The organism is Aeromonas sp. s4, assembly GCF_040907855.1.
Taxonomy (GTDB): Bacteria; Pseudomonadota; Gammaproteobacteria; order Enterobacterales; family Aeromonadaceae; genus Aeromonas; species Aeromonas caviae.
Genome location: NZ_JBFOCP010000036.1, coordinates 15,673 through 32,849 on the forward strand (window position 1 = coordinate 15,673; position 17,177 = coordinate 32,849).

Sequence of the window (17,177 nt, forward strand, 5' to 3'; positions counted from 1 at the left end):
CGGAAAGATGGCCGCAGAGCGGTCTGCCAACAAGCCTCTGAAAATCCGTCGCGTTTGGGCTAGAATGGCGCGCCTGTGGCCCTTGTGGACGAGATGCGTGCCGATGAAGATCGTCGTTGATGAAAATATGCCCCATGCGGTGGAGCTGTTTGCGGAATTTGGTGAAGTGGTTCCCCTGCCGGGACGAGAAATAAAGGCCGCGGATCTGCAAGAGGTGGATGTGCTGCTGGTGCGCTCCGTGACCCGGGTCAACGAAGCGCTCCTGGCAAGTTGCCCCAGGCTGGGGTTTGTCGGCACGGCCACCATCGGCACGGATCACATCGATCAGGGGCTGCTGGCGGCGCGGGGCATCCCCTTCTTCAGCGCCCCCGGCTGCAACAAGGTGTCGGTGGGGGACTATGTGCTCTCCGCCCTGCTGGTTCTGGCGGAACGCCATGAGCTGACCTTGAGCGAGATGAGCCTCGCCGTCATCGGCGCTGGCAACACCGGCGAGAGCGTGGCCGGCAAGGCCGAGGCGCTCGGGATGAAGGTGCTGCGCTGCGACCCGCCCCTGGCCCGTAGCGGCGCCGCTGGCGACTTCGTGGATTACCGCACTGCCCTGGATGCCGACATCGTCAGCTTCCATGTCCCCTATCTTCGTGAAGGGGATGAGGCCACCTTCCACCTGCTGGGAGCCGAGGAGATCGCCGAGCGTCCGGCCGGGCAGATCCTCATCAACGCATCCCGCGGCGAGGTGTGGGACAACCGTGCCCTGCTTGTCCGCCAGCAGGGACCCCATCCCCTGCGACTGGTGATGGACGTGTGGGAAGGAGAGCCGGAGCCCCTCAATGAACTGGTGCCCCATACCGAGCTGGCCACCCCGCACATCGCCGGTTACAGCCTGGAAGGCAAGGCCCGTGGCACCTGGATGCTCTATGAGGCGCTGTGCCGGCAACTGGGGCGCACCCCGCGCCAGGATCTGCAATCCCTGCTGCCTGCCCCCGAGGTGCGCGAGCTGACGCCGGGGCAGCCGGCGGATCAGGCGCTCATCAAGCAGCTTGTCCACCTTGTTTATGACGTGCGCCGTGACGACGCCCGTTTTCGCAACCGGATCGGGCTGCCCGGCAGCTTCGATGAGCAGCGCAAGCGCTACCCCGAGCGGCGCGAATTGGGCGCCTTGCAACTGAAAGGGCCCTTCGCCGACGACAGACTGGCCCGACTGGGCTTTGCCGTCTCGAAGCAATAAACCCGATTTCAACAAGGGGAGGGGCTTGCCCAGGCGGCGCTTCCCCCCGGCCCGGCATCATGGCGGGCCTGTCATCAAACCGATACGCGTGCCAGCCGGGGCCCTCATGCCCGGCCCCGACGGGCCGCATCACAGGAGAACAGATCAGTGAGTCAGCAATTCAACGTAGCGGTATTGGGTGCCAGCGGCGCCGTGGGTCAGGCCATGATCGAGATCCTGGAGGAGCGCGCCTTCCCGGTAGCGACCCTCTATCCGCTCGCCTCCAGTCGCAGCGCTGGGGACACGGTGCGTTTTGGCGGCAAGAACGTCGACATCCTTGATGTGGAGGCCTTTGACTGGAGCCAGGTGGAGATCGCACTCTTCTCCGCCGGTGCCGAGGTCTCGGCCAAATGGGCGCCCATCGCCGCCGAGCACGGCTGTATCGTCATCGACAACACCTCCTGCTTCCGCTACGACGAGGACATCCCCCTGGTCATTCCGGAAGTGAACCCGGACGCGCTGGCCGATTTTCGCAACCGTAACATCATCGCCAACCCCAACTGCTCCACCATCCAGATGCTGGTGGCGCTCAAGCCCCTGCACGACGAGGTAGGCATCAGTCGCATCAACGTGGCGACCTACCAGTCCGTCTCCGGCTCCGGCAAGGAAGGGGTGAGCGAGCTGGCGGGCCAGACCGCCCACCTGCTCAACGGCCGTCCGGTGGAGCCGAGCCTCTATCCGCAGCAGATCGCCTTCAACCTGATCCCGCAGATCGATGCCTTCACCGACAACGGCTACACCCGAGAAGAGATGAAGATGGTGTGGGAGACCCAGAAGATCCTGGGGGATGCCAGCATCGCCGTGAACCCCACCTGCGTGCGGGTACCGGTCTTCTACGGTCACGCCGAGGCGGTCCATGTGGAGCTGCACCAGCCGCTGGACGCCGAGCAGGTCAAGGAGCTGCTGCGCAATGCCCCGGGCGTCACCCTGTTTGATGATGAAGGGGACTACCCGACCCCGGTGCGCGATGCCACCGGCCAGGATGATGTGATGGTCGGGCGGGTGCGCCAGGATATTTCTCATCCGAGTGGTATCAATATGTGGATCGTGGCCGATAACGTTCGTAAGGGCGCGGCGACCAACAGCGTGCAGATTGCCGAACTGCTGGTACGCGACTACCTCTGAGGCCGGATGTCGGCCCCGGGCGGGGAGGGAACCCCGCCTTGATGTGGGCGCCCTGGGCCCGGGATGTGACCGGGAACCCACTCTCCGGTTTTTGGAATACCGTGTGATATCAGTGGACTAGGTTTTTTTCTACACTCTGGTTCGCGTCTGGGGCTGCTTTCTGGTCGCCGCCGGGCGCGAAATATGTCGGATCGCTGGCTTGAGACCGGCGCCTGATTTATATTGAGCCGATTGTTTTGGGGTAACTATCCAGATTTTTCAATGTGATAGGGCCGTCATACGAAGGAACGAATATGGGACATTCCCGCATAACGCTGGCAACGCTACTCGCATTGGGGCTTCTGGGCACGGTTCAGGCCGAAGAGGGGGCGCGAGAACCCTTCTTTGTCGAACTCAAGGGACCGGATGGCTCACCGCCCCCCGCGGTGCAACCAGAGCCCCGGGCCCAGCCCGTGGCGCCCGTCACCCTGCCCAGAGCCGAGCCCATCGTGCGTCAGGTGCCTGCTGCGTCGGCTGGCAGTTATGGTCCCGTGCGTCCCACCGATACCCTCTGGAGTCTGGCGAGCAAGCATCGCCCGTCCAACCGGGTAAGCGTCTACCAGACCATGGTGGCCATCTATGACAAGAACCCCCGAAGCTTCGCAGACGGCAACATCAACCATATTCTGGTGGGTTCCCACATCCTGCTGCCCACCGCCGCAGAGGCGGGGCGCATCACGGATGCCGAAGCACGCCGTCGCTTCAACAGCGACAACGCGAGCTGGAAGGGGCTGAGCCCCAAATACCTGGCCAACAAGCAATCCCACGTCGCCCAGCCGGTGGCGAGCAAGCCTGCTCCGGCCAAGCCGGCTGTGGTGGCCAAGAGCACACCGTCCAAGGCGGCGCCGATCCCGGCGGCACCCAAGGCGACGGCTCCAGCTCCCGAGGTGAAGGAGACCGCCAAGGCGGCTGTCTCCACCCCCGTGGTGGTGAGCGCTGCTGCGAGCAGCGCCGCCAGCACGGCGCCGGCGCCCCTGCCCGCCACTGCGGTGGGCAAACCCTCTACCGAGATGGCGCTGGCCCTGGAAGATGCCAACGCCCAGCTCGGCCAGGTCACCGAGATGAACCACAGGCTCAAGCTGCGTCTGCAAGCCCTGACCGAAGAGGTGGAGACCCTCAAGGCCCAGTTGCAGGATCAGACCGCCCTGCAAAAAGAGGTGGCGGAACTCAAGGCCAATCCGACGCCTCCCGTGGTGGCGCCGGTGCCCAAACAGAGCTGGCTGATGGAGCTGCTCTCTTCGCCGCTCAATCTCGCCATGATCATCCTGCTGCCGGTACTCCTGGTGCTTGCCCTGGTCACGCTCTGGCTGCGTGCTCGTGCCCGCCGCGAGCTGGAAGAGCAGGAGAAGAGCCTCTCCGAGTCGACCTCCATGGTCATGGGAGACGAGAACAGCGAGTTTGATCAGCTGATGACGGTGGGCATCGCGGATGACGAGCCCCTCCATGGCATGCCGGATCTCAACGAGCCGGAAGTGAGCAGGAAGCAAGATGGCGCCAGTGCTGCCGCCGATGTCATCTTCCGGGATGACGAGACGGCGCTCTCCGCTTTTGATGTGGAGCCTGCGGTGACGACGGCGAACCGGGATCCGGATCTGGTGCCCGAGCTGGATCTGGCCCACGAGGGGGACTTCGATCTGCCCGTGGTGCCGGAACTCGATCTCTCCGACGAGCCCACCTCCTCTGCTCGTGGTCATGACGAGATCATGACCGAGGAGGAGCTGCAGGCCGCCCTGTTTGCCGAGCTGGACGCGGATCTGGAAGCGGATCTGGCCCAGGCCCAGGAGGAGAGCCGCAGCCAGCGTGACGAGACACTGGCCAACTTCGATCTGAGCGATCTAGAGACCGGGTTTGGCGAGCCGACCGACGATGAGCTTGCCGCCAAGGCGCCGCACATCGACGAGACGGGGTTTGGCAAGGACGATGTGGACGACATGCTGGCCGAGCTCGGGCTGGAGCCCACCAAGCCGACGGCGTCCGAGTGGGATCCCAGCGAGCTGGCCCTGGCGGATTTCGAGGATGCCTTCGCCGAGGTGGAGTCCCATCAGGGGGAGGTGAAACCCCGCGAGCAGGTGCAAGACAGCGACTTCGTTGAAATCGACAAGCTGCTGGCCGATGCCGATGCCAGCAGCACGGAGCAGGAACCCTATCAGGGCTTCTCCCTGGATGTGGGGCTGGACGGTTTCCCCGAGGTGCTGCCGGAGTCCAACGGCTTTGATGTGGATGCCGATGACGGCGGGGTGGGGGCCAAGCTGGATCTGGCCCGGGCCTACCTCGAGATCGACGACAAGGAGAGCGCCCGCGAGCTGCTGGAAGAGGCGGTGGCCCAGGGCAGCGAGCACCAGCGCAGCGAGGCGCAGAAGCTGCTCAAGCGTCTGGGCTAGGCAGGCCCTTGTCATCCATGCACCAGAGAGGGCAGCCCGCGGGCTGCCCTCTCTCTTTGGGGGCCCCGCACCGCGGCCTCGCCCGGTCTGGGACTTTTGAGCCCGAGCGCGTATAATCCGCCCCGTTTCTTTCACTGCATCCTTTCATCAGAAGACACCGTTACCCATGCGAATTGCCCTTGGTATTGAATATGACGGCAGCCGGTACTTCGGCTGGCAGCGCCAGCGCGAAGTGATCAGCGTTCAGGAGGAGCTGGAAAAAGCCCTCAGCCGCATCGCCAACCACCCCGTCTCCATCCAGTGTGCCGGTCGCACCGATGCGGGGGTGCATGCCACCGGCCAGGTGATCCACTTCGATACCGAGTCGAACCGCGCAGAAGGCGCCTGGACCCTGGGGCTCAACTCCAACCTGCCCCCTGACATCGCCGTGCGCTGGGTCAGGGAGGTGGACGAGCATTTCCATGCCCGCTTCAGCGCCACCGCCCGTCGCTACCGTTACGTCATCTACAACCACAACTACCGCCCGGCGATCCTGGGCCAAGGCGTAAGCCACTACCACGAGGCCATCGATGCGACGCTGATGCACCAGGCCGGCCAGAGCCTGCTGGGGGAGCATGACTTCAGCACCTTCCGGGCTGTCGCCTGTCAGTCCAACACCCCCTGGCGCAATGTGACCCACCTGTGTGTCAGCCGTTCCGGCCCCTACATCGTGCTCGACATCAAGGCCAACGCCTTCCTGCATCACATGGTGCGCAACATCACCGGCTCCCTGCTGCTGGTGGGGCAGGGGCTTCAACCGGTGGAGTGGATTGCCGAGGTGCTGGCGGCGAAGGATCGCAACCTGGCGGGCCCGACCGCCAAGGCGGGCGGCCTCTATCTGGTGGATGTGGATTACCCGGCCGAATTCGGGTTGCCCCGGCCGCCCCTCGGCCCGCTGTGGCTGCCGGACTCGGCACCGGGTACGACCAGTTTTTAGTAACTGGGCCCGAAAATTTGTGGTTTAATGATCCGTCGTTTATTGCCATCGAGCCGTTAAGTCATTGAACAATCAAGGCTCGATGTGTTTTGTCAGGCACAAATGCATTAAGGAATTCCATGAGCTGGCTTGAGAAGATCCTTCCCAAGAGCAAGATCACCACACCGCGTCGTCACAACATTCCGGAAGGGGTGTGGACCAAGTGTACCGCTTGCGAACAGGTGCTCTACCGGGCAGAGCTGGAGCGCAATCTCGAAGTGTGCCCCAAGTGTGACCATCATATGCGCATCAGCGCACGTGCCCGTCTCGAGAGCTTCCTCGACGCCGAGGGACGCAGCGAAGTCGCGGCCGAGCTGGAGCCGCAAGACATCCTGAAATTCAAGGATTCCAAGCGCTACAAGGATCGTTTGTCTGCCGCCCAGAAAGAGACGGGCGAGAAGGATGCGCTGGTGGTGATGAAGGGGACCCTCAAGGGGGTACCGGTCGTCGCCTGTTCATTCGAGTTCTCCTTCATCGGGGGCTCCATGTCCTCTGTGGTCGGTGCCCGCTTCGTGCGCGCCGTCGAGGAGAGCATCAAGGAAGGCCGCGGCCTGGTCTGCTTCTCCACCTCCGGTGGTGCGCGGATGCAGGAAGCCCTGTTCTCCCTGATGCAGATGGCGAAGACCAGTGCGGCCCTAGATCGCCTCACCAAGGCGGGCCTGCCCTTCATCTCCGTGCTGACCGACCCCACCATGGGTGGCGTCTCCGCGAGTCTGGCCATGCTGGGTGACATCAACGTAGGCGAACCCAAGGCGCTGATCGGCTTTGCCGGCCCCCGCGTCATCGAGCAGACCGTGCGCGAGAAACTGCCGGAAGGCTTCCAGCGCTCCGAGTTCCTGCTGGAGAAGGGCGCCATCGATCTCATCATCGACAGGCGCGAAATGCGCAACCGTCTGGCCGGTCTGCTGGCCAAGCTGATGAACACTCAGGTCATCGAAGACTGAAGATGAGTTCACACATGCAACAATCCCAAAGCCGGTCGCTGGTCGACTGGCTTTCTTATTTGGAACAGATCCACCCGGCCAACATCGACATGGGGCTGGAGCGGGTCGGCACGGTTGCCCGCCGCATGGGCCTCACCGAACTGCCGTTCAAGGTGATCACGGTGGCGGGCACCAACGGCAAGGGCTCCTCCTGCGCCATGGCGGCCAGCATCCTGATGGCCGCCGGCTACCGGGTCGGTGTCTACTCCTCCCCCCATCTGCTGCGCTTTACCGAGCGGGTGCGCGTCAATGGCCAGGAGCTGGCCGATGGCGATCACTGCGCGGCCTTTGCCGAGGTGGAAGCCGCCCGGGGCGACATCGCCCTCACCTTCTTCGAGTTCGCCACCCTGGCGGGTCTGTGGCTGTTTCGCCGCGCCGCGCCCGATGTGCTCTTGCTGGAAGTGGGGCTGGGGGGGCGGCTCGATGCCACCAATGTGGTGGAATCGGACGTCGCCCTGATCACCTCCATTGCCCTGGATCACTGCGACTGGCTCGGGGATACCCGGGAGGCGGTGGCGGTGGAGAAGGCTGGCGTCTATCGCAAAGGTAAACCCGCCATCAGCGGGGAGCCCAATCCGCCGTCGACCATTGCAAGCGAAGCGGCGCGCCTCGGCGCCTGCCTGCGTCAGGTCGGCATCGATTTTCGTGGTGACGAGCATGAAGGTGACTGGGATTATCACGGCCTGCACCACTGGTCGGGATTGCCCAAACCGGCCCTGCCGCTGATGAATGCGGTCACCGTGCTGGCGGCGCTGGAGTCCCTCGGTCTGCCATTGGCGGAGTCCGCCATCCGCGACGGCCTGGCCAATGCCCGCCTTGCTGGCCGGATGCAGCAGTTGCAAACCTCGCCGCTGGTCATCGTCGACGTGGCCCACAATCCCCACTCTGCCGCCTATCTCGCCAGCCAGTTGCGCCAGCTCCCCGGCAAGGGCAAGCGCCGCGCCGTGGTTGGCATGCTCAAGGACAAGGACATGGCGGGGTCGCTGGCCGAGCTTGACGGTCTGATTGACGAGTGGTTCCTGGCAAGCCTCCACGGCCCGCGCGCGGCCACGGCCGACCAGTTGGCGACGGCCCTTGGCAGCGGCCGGGGCGCGGCGCTCACCTTTGCCAGCGTGGGGGATGCCTACGGCGCCGCCTTGGCCGCATCGAGTCCTGACGATATGGTCATTGTGTTCGGCTCGTTTTACACTGTCGCCGACGTGCTGGCTCTGGGCGCGGTCTGAGCCGTTCGCTCCCCTGGCTCCGTCATCGTGACGACGGGCCGGGTTTTGCACTGGATAATCCCCTTTCAGGCCAAGTGGGTGGCGAGGGACCCGGCTTCGCCAGCCGGCGTGAGGGGAGGCGTTCTTTGCGAAGTGTGCAAGATTGCAATGGATCCTAAGTAACATGGGTGGAAATTAACTTGGCTTCGAAGTTTCAAAACAGATTGGTGGGGACCGTCATCCTGGTCGCCCTGGTGGTCATCTTTCTGCCGGACCTGATGGACGGCAACAAGCTGGAGCAGAAGGACGAGGCCTTCGCCAAGATCCCCCTGCGTCCGGAGCTCGAGCCCGCCAAACCTGCGCTTCAGGTCTCGGCGGCGAGCACCCTGCCGGCCGAGCATCTGGCGAGTCAGCAGCAGGCCTCTGCCGCGACCCAGTGGCAGGTAGAGGAGATTGGCGATACCGTGACCCTGGCCAATCAGGGGGGAGCCAATCCAGCGGGAGCCAGTCAGGTTCCCATCACCCAGCAGCAGCCGGTACAGCAACCCAAGCCCCAGCCCAAACCCGAGCCCAAGCCGGAAGTGATCGCCAAGAAACCGGTGGAGCAGCCCAAACCCAAGCCGGTGCCAACCAAGCCGGTAGAGGTGCAAAAACCGGTGGAGGCCAAGCCACAGGCGGGCCAGATCAAGACCATGGATGATCTCATCGCGAGCAAGATGGCCCAGCCGACTACGGCACCGGCAGCAGCAGCCCCGGCTCAGGGGAGCTGGATACTGCAGCTCGGCGCCTTCAAGAATGCAGACAGCGTCAATGCCCTGGTGAGCAAGCTGAGGGCGGCGGGCTACTCGGCCCAGACGTCGCCGAGAACCCCAGTGCAGGGGCAGATCAACCGGGTCTTCATCGGGCCGGATGTCTCCAAGGCTAAGTTGCAGGGCATGCAGAGCCGGATCAGCCAGATGACGGGCTTGAGCGGCTCCGTGGTGGCCTACAACCCCTGACAGGACGATGAAATGAAAAGACCGCGCCTCATGGCAACATGGGCGCGGTCTTTTTTTGTGTCCAACACGGTTGAGGCTGTGTGGCTATCGGGTTGCCGAGGAGGCCTAGATGCACTTCACCGGCTTGGGGAGGCCTGCGATCTTGGTGGCCTGCTTGGCGGGGCCTTCCGGGAACAACTTGTAGAGGTAGCGGCTGTTGCCCTTCTCCGGGCCATACTGCTTTTCCATTGCCTTGACCAGGGCGCGGATGGCGGGGGAGGTGTTGAACTCCAGATAGAAGGCCCGTACGAAACGCACCACTTCCCAGTGGGGATCCTCCAGCACTATCCCCTCTTTCTCGGCCAGCACCAGGGCCAGCGCCTCGCTCCATTGCTCGCTGTGGCGCAGATAGCCCTGGGCATCGGTCTTGATGAGTTGGCCGTTGAACTGCAAATGATGTGGCTCGGACATGACGCTTCCTCGAAAAGGCTATCTCAATGGGGCGGGCATGGTAGCGCCTTGCGTCCCGTCCGGCAACCGGGGCAGAGCTTGGCGCCTGCCTCGGGCGGGACAGGCCCGGCGGCTATGTCCGGCTAGGTTCGCCCTGACCTGTCAGCAGCTGGCCGTCGTTGGCCAGCATCAGCAGCTCGTCTGCCAACTGGCTGATGAGGGTGAGCTGCTGGCTCAGCATCAGCTGCTCCTCGCTGCTCTCCGGAGCGATGGCCGGACAGGCTCCCGCGAGCGGCGTCGGCATCTCCCCCGCCAGGTGACCGGCGGCCTGCTCCAGGGTCTGGCTGATGTGGCGGCTTATCTCCCCCAGCCCCTCGATGGGCTCGAGTTTGTCGCGATGGGCCCCAAGCGCCGAGATATAGGAGAGCAGGGCATGGTTGCGCCAGGTGAGAGTGAAGCAGAGATCCAGGAAGCGGCGGCGCTTGCTCGGCTCCACCAGCATGCTCTGCCAGGCCATGGCCAGCTCGCTGTCGGCGAGGTGGGCACACTTGCGGGCCACCCGGTAGTCCAGGGATTCATCCCGTTGGCGATGCAGGCTGGCGAGTACCGCCGAAAGGTACTTCGCATTGGCGGACAGGGAGTTGGCGATAAGGGTCGGCAACCGCTTGTATTGCCAGTCGGGCCAGAGCCAGGCCACCAGGGCGTAGGAGAGCAGGCAGCCGAGCAGGGTATCTAGCAGGCGGGGTCCGAGGATGGCGAAGCCGATGCCATCCAGCAGGTTGAACGCCATCAGCACGTAGAGGGTGATGAAGCAGACGGCGGCGCTGTAGTTGCTGCGCACCTGGGTGAAAAACAGGAAGGCGGCAAGCCCCATGATCCCCAGTTGCAGGTGCAGCTCGGGGAAGAACCAGAGCACGGGCACGCCGATGAGGATACCGGCAAAGGTGCCGAGCATCCGCTGCACCAGGCGACGGCGGGTGGCGCTGTAGCTCGGCTGGCAGACGAACAATACGGTGAGCAGGATCCAGTACCCCTTGTCCAGGTGAAACGCCTGCAGAATGCCATAGCCCACTACCAGCCCGAGGGAGAGCCGCAGGGCATGGCGAAACACCATGGAGTTCGGGGTCAGGTGCTGCCTGAGCAATGCCAGCAAGGGCAGGGCGACCGGCCGTGCCAGGGGAGGCAGGCTGGTGGGCGGCGCGGCGGGGTTTTGCAGCTCTTCGGCGCTTTGCAGCAACTGGTTGATGCTGGCCAGGTTGCGACGCAGGAACTTCATCGGTGTCAGCAGGGTCTTGGGGTAGTGCTGCTTGAGGTGGGTGAACTCCAGCTGATCGCCGAGGGCCTCCAGGGTCCAGTGAATGCGTTTGTGGTGGGTGTAGGGTTTGTGCACCAGGATGGCGTAGCCAAGCTGCTGACAGGCGTCGGCAAGCTGTGACAGCACCTCCTGGAAGCCGTCGAGGACGATGCCCTGCTTGAGCTCCGCTTCCAGCTTGCTGTAGGGGTAGTGGCTGGAGGTGGCCCGCTCCTGGATCTCCAGGGCAAGCAGGTAGAGGCGCAGCAGGCCCGCGAGCTCGGGGGCAACCCCGTGGCGGCCGGGGGCATGAAGACGGGCATTGAGCGCCGTCTTGGCCTGGTTCAGGGCATTGACCAGGTTGATGTTGAGCTGGGCCAGATTGTGGCGGATGGCCTGGGCGCCGTGTTCGTCGGCCGGGAAGAAGCGGGATTTCTCCTGCAAGTAGCGGGCGAGGGCGAAGTAGCTCTGGGCCAGTTGCTCGTGCAGGGTCTTGTAGGGCAGCAGCCAGAGCCAGACCAGGGACACCAGGCCGTACCAGAGGGCCCCGGCGCACAGGGCCAGCGGCTGATAGAAGAGATCCGGCGCCTTGGCTGCCCCCAGCATGGTGTAGATGGCAATCAGCAGGGAACCAAAGCTGATGGTGGCGTAGCGCTGGCCGAGGGCACCCACCATGACGAAGATAAAGGTGGAGCCCGCGAGCCCGATGGCAAAGAGCCAGGGGGTGGGGAAGAGATACTGCACGCACAATGAGGCGAACAGGAAGCAGAGCAGGGTCATGGCGAGGTTCTTGACCCGGCCCCAGAGGCTGTCGTCGGTCTCGGCGATGGCGCCGGCCACCACCCCGAGGGAGAGCAGCACGGTGAGCTGGATGTCACCGGTTGCCAGCGCGAAGGCGAGCAGCCCCGCGATGGCGAGCAGGACCTTGAGGGCGAAATAGATGTGGCTGTCTGTCAGCAGCCGGCGCAGCAGGCCGGAGAAATCCATCGGCATGCTAGGAACCACCCTTGAACGAGGTGAAATCGATGTGGCTGTCGGTCAGCAGACGGCGCAATAAACCTGAGAAGTCCATGGGCATGGGATGAAGGCAACCCTTGAGCGAAACGAAAGCGACAGCATAACCTGTCGATAACGAAACGGCCCTGATTTGGATCAGGGCCACTTCGCTTCATATCCTTGATTTGCAACTTATCCTGACAGAAATGGGCGCCAATAAAAACCCCGCCGAAGCGGGGTCTTGTGCATCTTAAGCATCCATCAGTTGCGGTTGCCGCCAAGCAGGCTCAGCAGGCTCAGGAAGATGTTGTAGATGGAGACATACAGAGTGACGGTGGCAGAGATGTAGTTGGTCTCGCCGCCGCGCACGATCTGCTGGGTGGTCAGCAGGATGGCGCCGGAGGAGAAGAGCATGAACATGGCGGACAGGGCCAGGCTCAGGGCGCTCATCTGCAGGAAGATGTTGGCGACCATGGCTACCAGCAGTACCCAGAACCCGACGAACAGCATGCCGCCGAGGAAGGAGAGATCCCGCTTGGTGGTCAGGGCATAGGCAGACAGGCCGAAGAAGGTGAGCGCAGTACCGCCCAGCGCCGTCATCACGATCTCGCCGCCGCCATTGTTCATGTACATGTTGATGATGGGGCCGAGGCTATAGCCCAGCAGGCCGGTCAGGGCGAAGGTGAACACCAGCCCCATGCCGTTGTCACGGTTCTTCTCGGTCAGGAACATCAGGCCGTAGACACCGATGAGGAACACGGCCCAGTGCAGGGGCGGCATGTTCATGACGGTTGCTACCCCGGCTACCACGGCTGAGAAGCCAAGAGTGAGGGAGAGCAGCATGTAGGTGTTGCGCAGCACCTTGTTGGTGTCGCGCACGGCACCCTGGGTGCCAGTGTAGATAGAACGGGTATCCATCTTGATGTCCTCTTGATTTCCGGGGTGAAGCGACCAAGTGTGCTTCGTTAACGCATTGTATGCACTGAATGTGTGGATGACGAGCGCTGATTTCAAGCGCCACCCCACCTGCGTGGTGCCTACTATCCCAGAGCAAAGATGTATTGCGCATGAACAAGGAGGCTCAAGGCGTTGCAGAGGGCGCCTGCTCCTGCTCTTTCCCCTGTCTGGCAATCCGCGTCGGCGAGAAGCCGAACTGCTTTCTAAACGCCGTGATGAAATTGGCCACATGGTCATAGCCGGCGTGGGCGGCGGCCCCTTGCAGAGAGAGGCTGCGCGCCTCCAGCCTGGCCCGCGCTTCCTGCAGCTTTCGCTGGCGAAGGTAGCGCTGCAGGCTCATGCCCAGCTCTTTTTTTGCGGCTCGCTGCAAGGTGGAGACGCTCATGCCGAGGGTGGCTGCGATCTCGGTCAGGGTCATCTCGTCCGCTTTTTCATCCCTGAGCAGCATCTTGAGGCGCGTCGGTTGCTCGTTCTGGCGCTGGCAACAGGGGGAGGCGGCCTGCTGGAGGTTGGTCATCAGGCTCTCCCAGACACTGAGGGCAAAGGCCTTGCGCATCAGCATCTCGGAGGCGTTCTGGCTGCTGGTGAGATTGAGCGCTTCCGCAATCTGTCCAAGGGCAGCGGGCAGGGTCCAGTCGACGCGGCTCAGATGGCGGCTGAAGGTCTGTGCGAAAGCCTTGCGATGCGCCTGTGCCAGGTTGTGGGCGAGCCAGGTGTGGTCCAGGGAGAGGACGATGCTGCGGCTGCGCACCTGGGCTTTGGCCGCCCCCTGCACGATGTCGGGCTCGGTATAGAGGATGGCGGTTGCCACTATGGGGTCGGACTCGTGGAAGCGACACCCCTTGAGCCTGTGAGTGGCGCCATAGGTCATCAGGGCCCGGCTCTCGAGGGGAATGGCGATGATCAACTGCGGCGGCAACTCCCGCTCGGTGGCGAAGTCTGCCTTGTGAACGATGTCCTTGTTGTGAAAGCGAAGACCCTCCTGGATCACCAGGTTCTCCACCCTGCCGGTGAAGCGCCCCCGTTGGCGTGCGCTGGTGTCCCTTGCCACTGTGTCAGTCATGTGCAATTTGACCATGTCGAAGAGTGAAATGACCACACCGCAAAACTGCGGCGGAAGATGGAGTGATATATTAGCCCCCGGAAAATTAAATGAAAATGATTATCATCTCTATCTTGGGGTCACTCTTACTATGGTTGTCTTGAAGGATAAAGCGCGAAGCCCGCTGGCTCTGGCCATCTCTGCCGCTCTGGCCGTCACCGTTGCCGCCCCGGCAGGGGCACACACACCGGACATCAAGCCGGACGAAACCCTGGTCGTCTATGGCAATCCACTCTACGGGATGTCGCCGTCGGAGGAGACGGGAGGCTATGGGGTCGACTCGGCCACCGTTGGCACCAAGACGCCGGCGGCCCTCAAAGACATCCCCCAGTCGATCACCGTGTTGACCAACGACTACATCGAGGAGCGCAACTTCGTGGCGGTGGACGATCTGGCCAAGTTCACGCCGGGTCTGCGCACCCTGGTCAACGACAGCGGTCGCTCCTCCATCTTCTCCCGTGGCTATGAGTACGACGAAGTGAACCTCAACGGCCTGCCATCGCCCATGCAGAGCAAGTACGGCACCCTGCCGTCGCTGGCGGCGGTGGATCGGGTGGAGATCATGCGGGGCCCCTCCGGCCTCTTCAACAGCACCAGCGAGCTGGGGGGCGTGATCAACATGGTGCTCAAGCGTCCGACCGACGCCTTCAAGGGCTCGGTCACGGCGCGCTATGGCAGCTGGGACAGGCATTACCTGGAGGCGGACATGGGGGGCGCACTCAACGACGAGGGTTCCCTGCGCGGCCGCGTCGTGGTGGCCAACGCCGACATCAAGAACCAGGTGGACTACAACAACAACGACAACGGTACCTACTACGGCACCCTGGAGTTCGATCTCTCGGATCGCACCCGCCTCTCCGTCTACGCCCTGCACCAGACCAAGGACATCCTGCCCACCAACGGCCTGCCGGCGTACAAGGACGGCTCCCTGCTTGACATCGGCCGCAGCACCTACCTGGGGTCGGCTGAAGACTTCTTCGACGCCGACACCACGGATGTGGGGGCCTCGCTGCAACACGCCTTTGCCAACGGCGGGGTGGGCCAGGTCTCGGCCCGCTACATGGATCACGACATGCGGCTGGAGCAGACCTTCACCAACGGCCCCGTGGACGCGGCGGGCAACACCGGGCTGATGTTCAACGGCCAGGGGAACCAGCAGAAGAACATGGCCTTCGATGCCAACTACAGTCAGATGTTCGATCTGTTGGGGCACAAGAGCGAGTTTGTGCTGGGCTCCGACTACAAGCGCTACGAGTCGGACATTCAGACCTACACCAACCGCAACCTCGGCAAGATCAATGTGTTCGATTTCGACCCGACCCGGGTCGCCAAGCCGGACTACAGCTACACCAAGAATGACCATGAGGAGCAGTCGGAGCTCGGTCTGTATGGCAAGGTGACCTGGCGGCTGATGGAGCCGCTGGCGGTGATCACCGGGGCCCGCGTCTCCTGGTACGATCTGGATGCCGTCAGCACGACCCTGAGTTCCGGAGCCCAGAGTGGCGAGTCCAATGCGTTCAACGGCAAGCTCACCCCCTACGCGGGGGCCGTCTATGACCTGAGCGACGCACACGCCTGGTATGCCAGCTACTCCAAGGTGTTCAAACCCCAGACCAGCCAGGACGAGAGCGGCAACCTGCTCAAGCCCCGGGAGGGCAGCCAGTGGGAAACCGGCATCAAGTCCTCGCTGCGTGACGGCCTGCTCAACACCCGGGCGACCCTCTTCCTGATGAAGGACGACAACATCGCGGCCCAGGCCTACGACGATCAGGGCATTGCCATCACCAACACCTACTGGGCCACCGGCAAGGTGGAGACGCAAGGGGTGGAGCTGGAGGCGAGCGGCTATCTCAGCCAGAACTGGATGGTGATGACCGGCTATACCTTCACCGACATCGAGGAGAAGGCCGGGGATCACAACCCGAAATTCGACACCATCCCCCGTCACGCCCTCTCACTCTGGACCGACTACCACTTGGCCGACTGGGTGCAGGGGCTGCACCTCGGGGCCGGGATGACGGCGGTGAGCGACTACGGCTTCAACCAGAAGGGGGTCGAGACCCATCAGGGGGGCTATGCCCTGTTCGATGCGGCGGTGCGTTACGAGATCAACGACAGGATGCAGGCGACCCTGAACCTCTACAACCTGCTCGACCGGGAGTACTTCTACCGGGTCGGCTCCACCAGCACCTTCAATATGTACGGCGAGCCGGCGAACCTGATGGCAGGCTTCACCTACAAGCTGTAACGACCGACGACAGCAGGGCCTCGGGCCCTGTTGTCGTCTCTGTGCGCCGCCCTACGGGGGATCCCCAAGGCTGGCGACGCAATCCTGGTTCATCCAATGACAAGACTCATCATCCTGCTGCTCACCATGATCACACTCTCTTCTGCCCAGGCAGACATGCTCCACTACGCCCAGCGCTTCACCCACCATTCGGCCCTGCTGGGGGAGACGCGGCAATACAGCGTCTCTCTGCCCCAGGAATATGAGCGCGAGCCCGGGGCTCGGTTCCCCGTGCTCTATCTGCTCGACGGGGAGAAGAGTCTGCTGGAGGTTGTCGGCATCACCCGGGCCCTGCGGGCCGGGCTCAATCCGGCGATTCCCCCCCTCATCATCGTCGCGGTGCACAACACCGACCGGATGCGGGATTACACCCCGAGCCACACCATGACCTTGCCCAATGGGGCACCGGCGGGGCCCGGCTATGCCGTGACGGGGGGCGGGCCCCGGTTCCTGCGCTATCTGAGTGAGGAGCTGCGCCCCCTCATCGAGGAGAGGTTTCGGACCCAGGCGCCGGCCCTGCTGGTGGGCCACTCCCTCGGCGGCCTGCTGGCGCTCGATGCACAGGCGCAAGATAGCGGCCAGTTCCAGGGAGTGATCGCCATCGACGCCAGCCTCTGGTTCGATTACCCCCGCAATTACGAGCGCATCGCGTCGGAGTTGACCGGGCCGCTCAAGCACGCCTCCTCGCTGTTCATGGCGGTGGCCAACAACCCCTTCACCCCGGGATTCGGGCGCTCGGCGTTTCACCGGGATCGCCTGCAGCAGTTTGCGCGGCAGGTAGTGGGGGCACCCGGCGCAAACCTGCACGTCACCAGCCGCTACTTCGAGGAGGAGGATCACCACAGCGTCTACCACCCCGCCGTCTATCAGGGACTCCAGTGGCTGTTTCAGGGCTACCGGCTGGATCTGGCGCCCGGGCACTTCAGCCGACAGGGGGTGATCGCCCGCTTTGATGCCCTGAACCGCCACCTCGGCAGCGCACTGCGCCCGGAGCTGGGGAGCCTGCGGGACATCAGGGAGAAGGCCGCGCGCTGGCCGCAGATGGCGATCTCCGTGGACGAGGCCGATGCCCTGCTGGCCCACTACTACGGGGCGAAGCCGTGAAAAG

13 protein-coding genes are annotated in these 17,177 nt (G+C 63.5%); 9 read left to right on the forward strand and 4 right to left on the reverse strand.

From position 1 onward, the window contains the following. Positions 1 to 103 precede the first annotated feature (103 nt). The 7 genes from AB5Y89_RS11600 to dedD all read left to right on the forward strand — a co-directional run bounded on the left by AB5Y89_RS11600 (position 104) and on the right by dedD (position 9,007). Positions 104 to 1,225: a 4-phosphoerythronate dehydrogenase gene (locus tag AB5Y89_RS11600; protein WP_069785218.1), complete on the forward strand. Its 1,122-nt coding sequence runs from the start codon at positions 104 to 106 to the stop codon at positions 1,223 to 1,225. Between the two features lie 147 nt (positions 1,226 to 1,372). Next, a complete protein-coding gene (locus tag AB5Y89_RS11605) occupies positions 1,373 to 2,389 on the forward strand; it encodes an aspartate-semialdehyde dehydrogenase (RefSeq protein ID WP_069785217.1) in 1,017 nt (338 codons plus the stop codon). 293 nt (positions 2,390 to 2,682) lie between these two features. Further along, positions 2,683 to 4,809: a FimV/HubP family polar landmark protein gene (locus AB5Y89_RS11610; protein WP_368223812.1), complete on the forward strand. Its 2,127-nt coding sequence runs from the start codon at positions 2,683 to 2,685 to the stop codon at positions 4,807 to 4,809. Between the two features lie 166 nt (positions 4,810 to 4,975). Next, the gene (gene truA, locus AB5Y89_RS11615; protein ID WP_041214976.1) at positions 4,976 to 5,785 is read left to right on the forward strand and encodes a tRNA pseudouridine(38-40) synthase TruA; all 810 of its coding nucleotides are present in this window, start codon (positions 4,976 to 4,978) and stop codon (positions 5,783 to 5,785) included. Between the two features lie 119 nt (positions 5,786 to 5,904). After that, complete coding sequence (gene accD, locus AB5Y89_RS11620) at positions 5,905 to 6,768, forward strand: acetyl-CoA carboxylase, carboxyltransferase subunit beta (protein WP_010675139.1); 864 nt, start codon at positions 5,905 to 5,907, stop codon at positions 6,766 to 6,768. 2 nt (positions 6,769 to 6,770) lie between these two features. Continuing rightward, positions 6,771 to 8,030 (forward strand): bifunctional tetrahydrofolate synthase/dihydrofolate synthase, encoded by a 1,260-nt coding sequence (folC, locus tag AB5Y89_RS11625; RefSeq protein WP_239053740.1) that lies wholly within the window; start codon positions 6,771 to 6,773, stop codon positions 8,028 to 8,030. A 179-nt stretch (positions 8,031 to 8,209) separates the two neighbouring features. Next, positions 8,210 to 9,007, forward strand: coding sequence for a cell division protein DedD (gene dedD / locus AB5Y89_RS11630; RefSeq protein WP_368223814.1), 798 nt, complete (start codon positions 8,210 to 8,212; stop codon positions 9,005 to 9,007). 105 nt (positions 9,008 to 9,112) lie between these two features. Here the strand turns inward: dedD and AB5Y89_RS11635 are convergent, their stop codons facing one another. The 4 genes from AB5Y89_RS11635 to AB5Y89_RS11650 form a co-directional block, all read right to left on the reverse strand. After that, the gene (locus AB5Y89_RS11635; protein WP_368223816.1) at positions 9,113 to 9,457 is read right to left on the reverse strand and encodes a TusE/DsrC/DsvC family sulfur relay protein; all 345 of its coding nucleotides are present in this window, start codon (positions 9,455 to 9,457) and stop codon (positions 9,113 to 9,115) included. A 112-nt stretch (positions 9,458 to 9,569) separates the two neighbouring features. Next, complete coding sequence (gene yccS, locus AB5Y89_RS11640) at positions 9,570 to 11,720, reverse strand: YccS family putative transporter (protein ID WP_368223818.1); 2,151 nt, start codon at positions 11,718 to 11,720, stop codon at positions 9,570 to 9,572. 264 nt (positions 11,721 to 11,984) lie between these two features. Beyond that, complete coding sequence (locus tag AB5Y89_RS11645) at positions 11,985 to 12,641, reverse strand: Bax inhibitor-1/YccA family protein (protein WP_010675134.1); 657 nt, start codon at positions 12,639 to 12,641, stop codon at positions 11,985 to 11,987. Positions 12,642 to 12,804: 163 nt separating this feature from the next. Further along, positions 12,805 to 13,743: a helix-turn-helix transcriptional regulator gene (locus AB5Y89_RS11650; protein ID WP_368223820.1), complete on the reverse strand. Its 939-nt coding sequence runs from the start codon at positions 13,741 to 13,743 to the stop codon at positions 12,805 to 12,807. Between the two features lie 130 nt (positions 13,744 to 13,873). Between AB5Y89_RS11650 and AB5Y89_RS11655 the strand changes: the two genes are divergently transcribed. Together AB5Y89_RS11655 and AB5Y89_RS11660 are read left to right on the forward strand one after the other, a co-directional pair. After that, entirely contained in the window at positions 13,874 to 16,030 is a 2,157-nt protein-coding gene (locus tag AB5Y89_RS11655; protein ID WP_368223821.1) for a TonB-dependent siderophore receptor, read from the forward strand. A gap of 96 nt (positions 16,031 to 16,126) precedes the next feature. Beyond that, positions 16,127 to 17,173, forward strand: coding sequence for an alpha/beta hydrolase (locus AB5Y89_RS11660; RefSeq protein WP_368223823.1), 1,047 nt, complete (start codon positions 16,127 to 16,129; stop codon positions 17,171 to 17,173). Positions 17,174 to 17,177 lie beyond the last annotated feature (4 nt).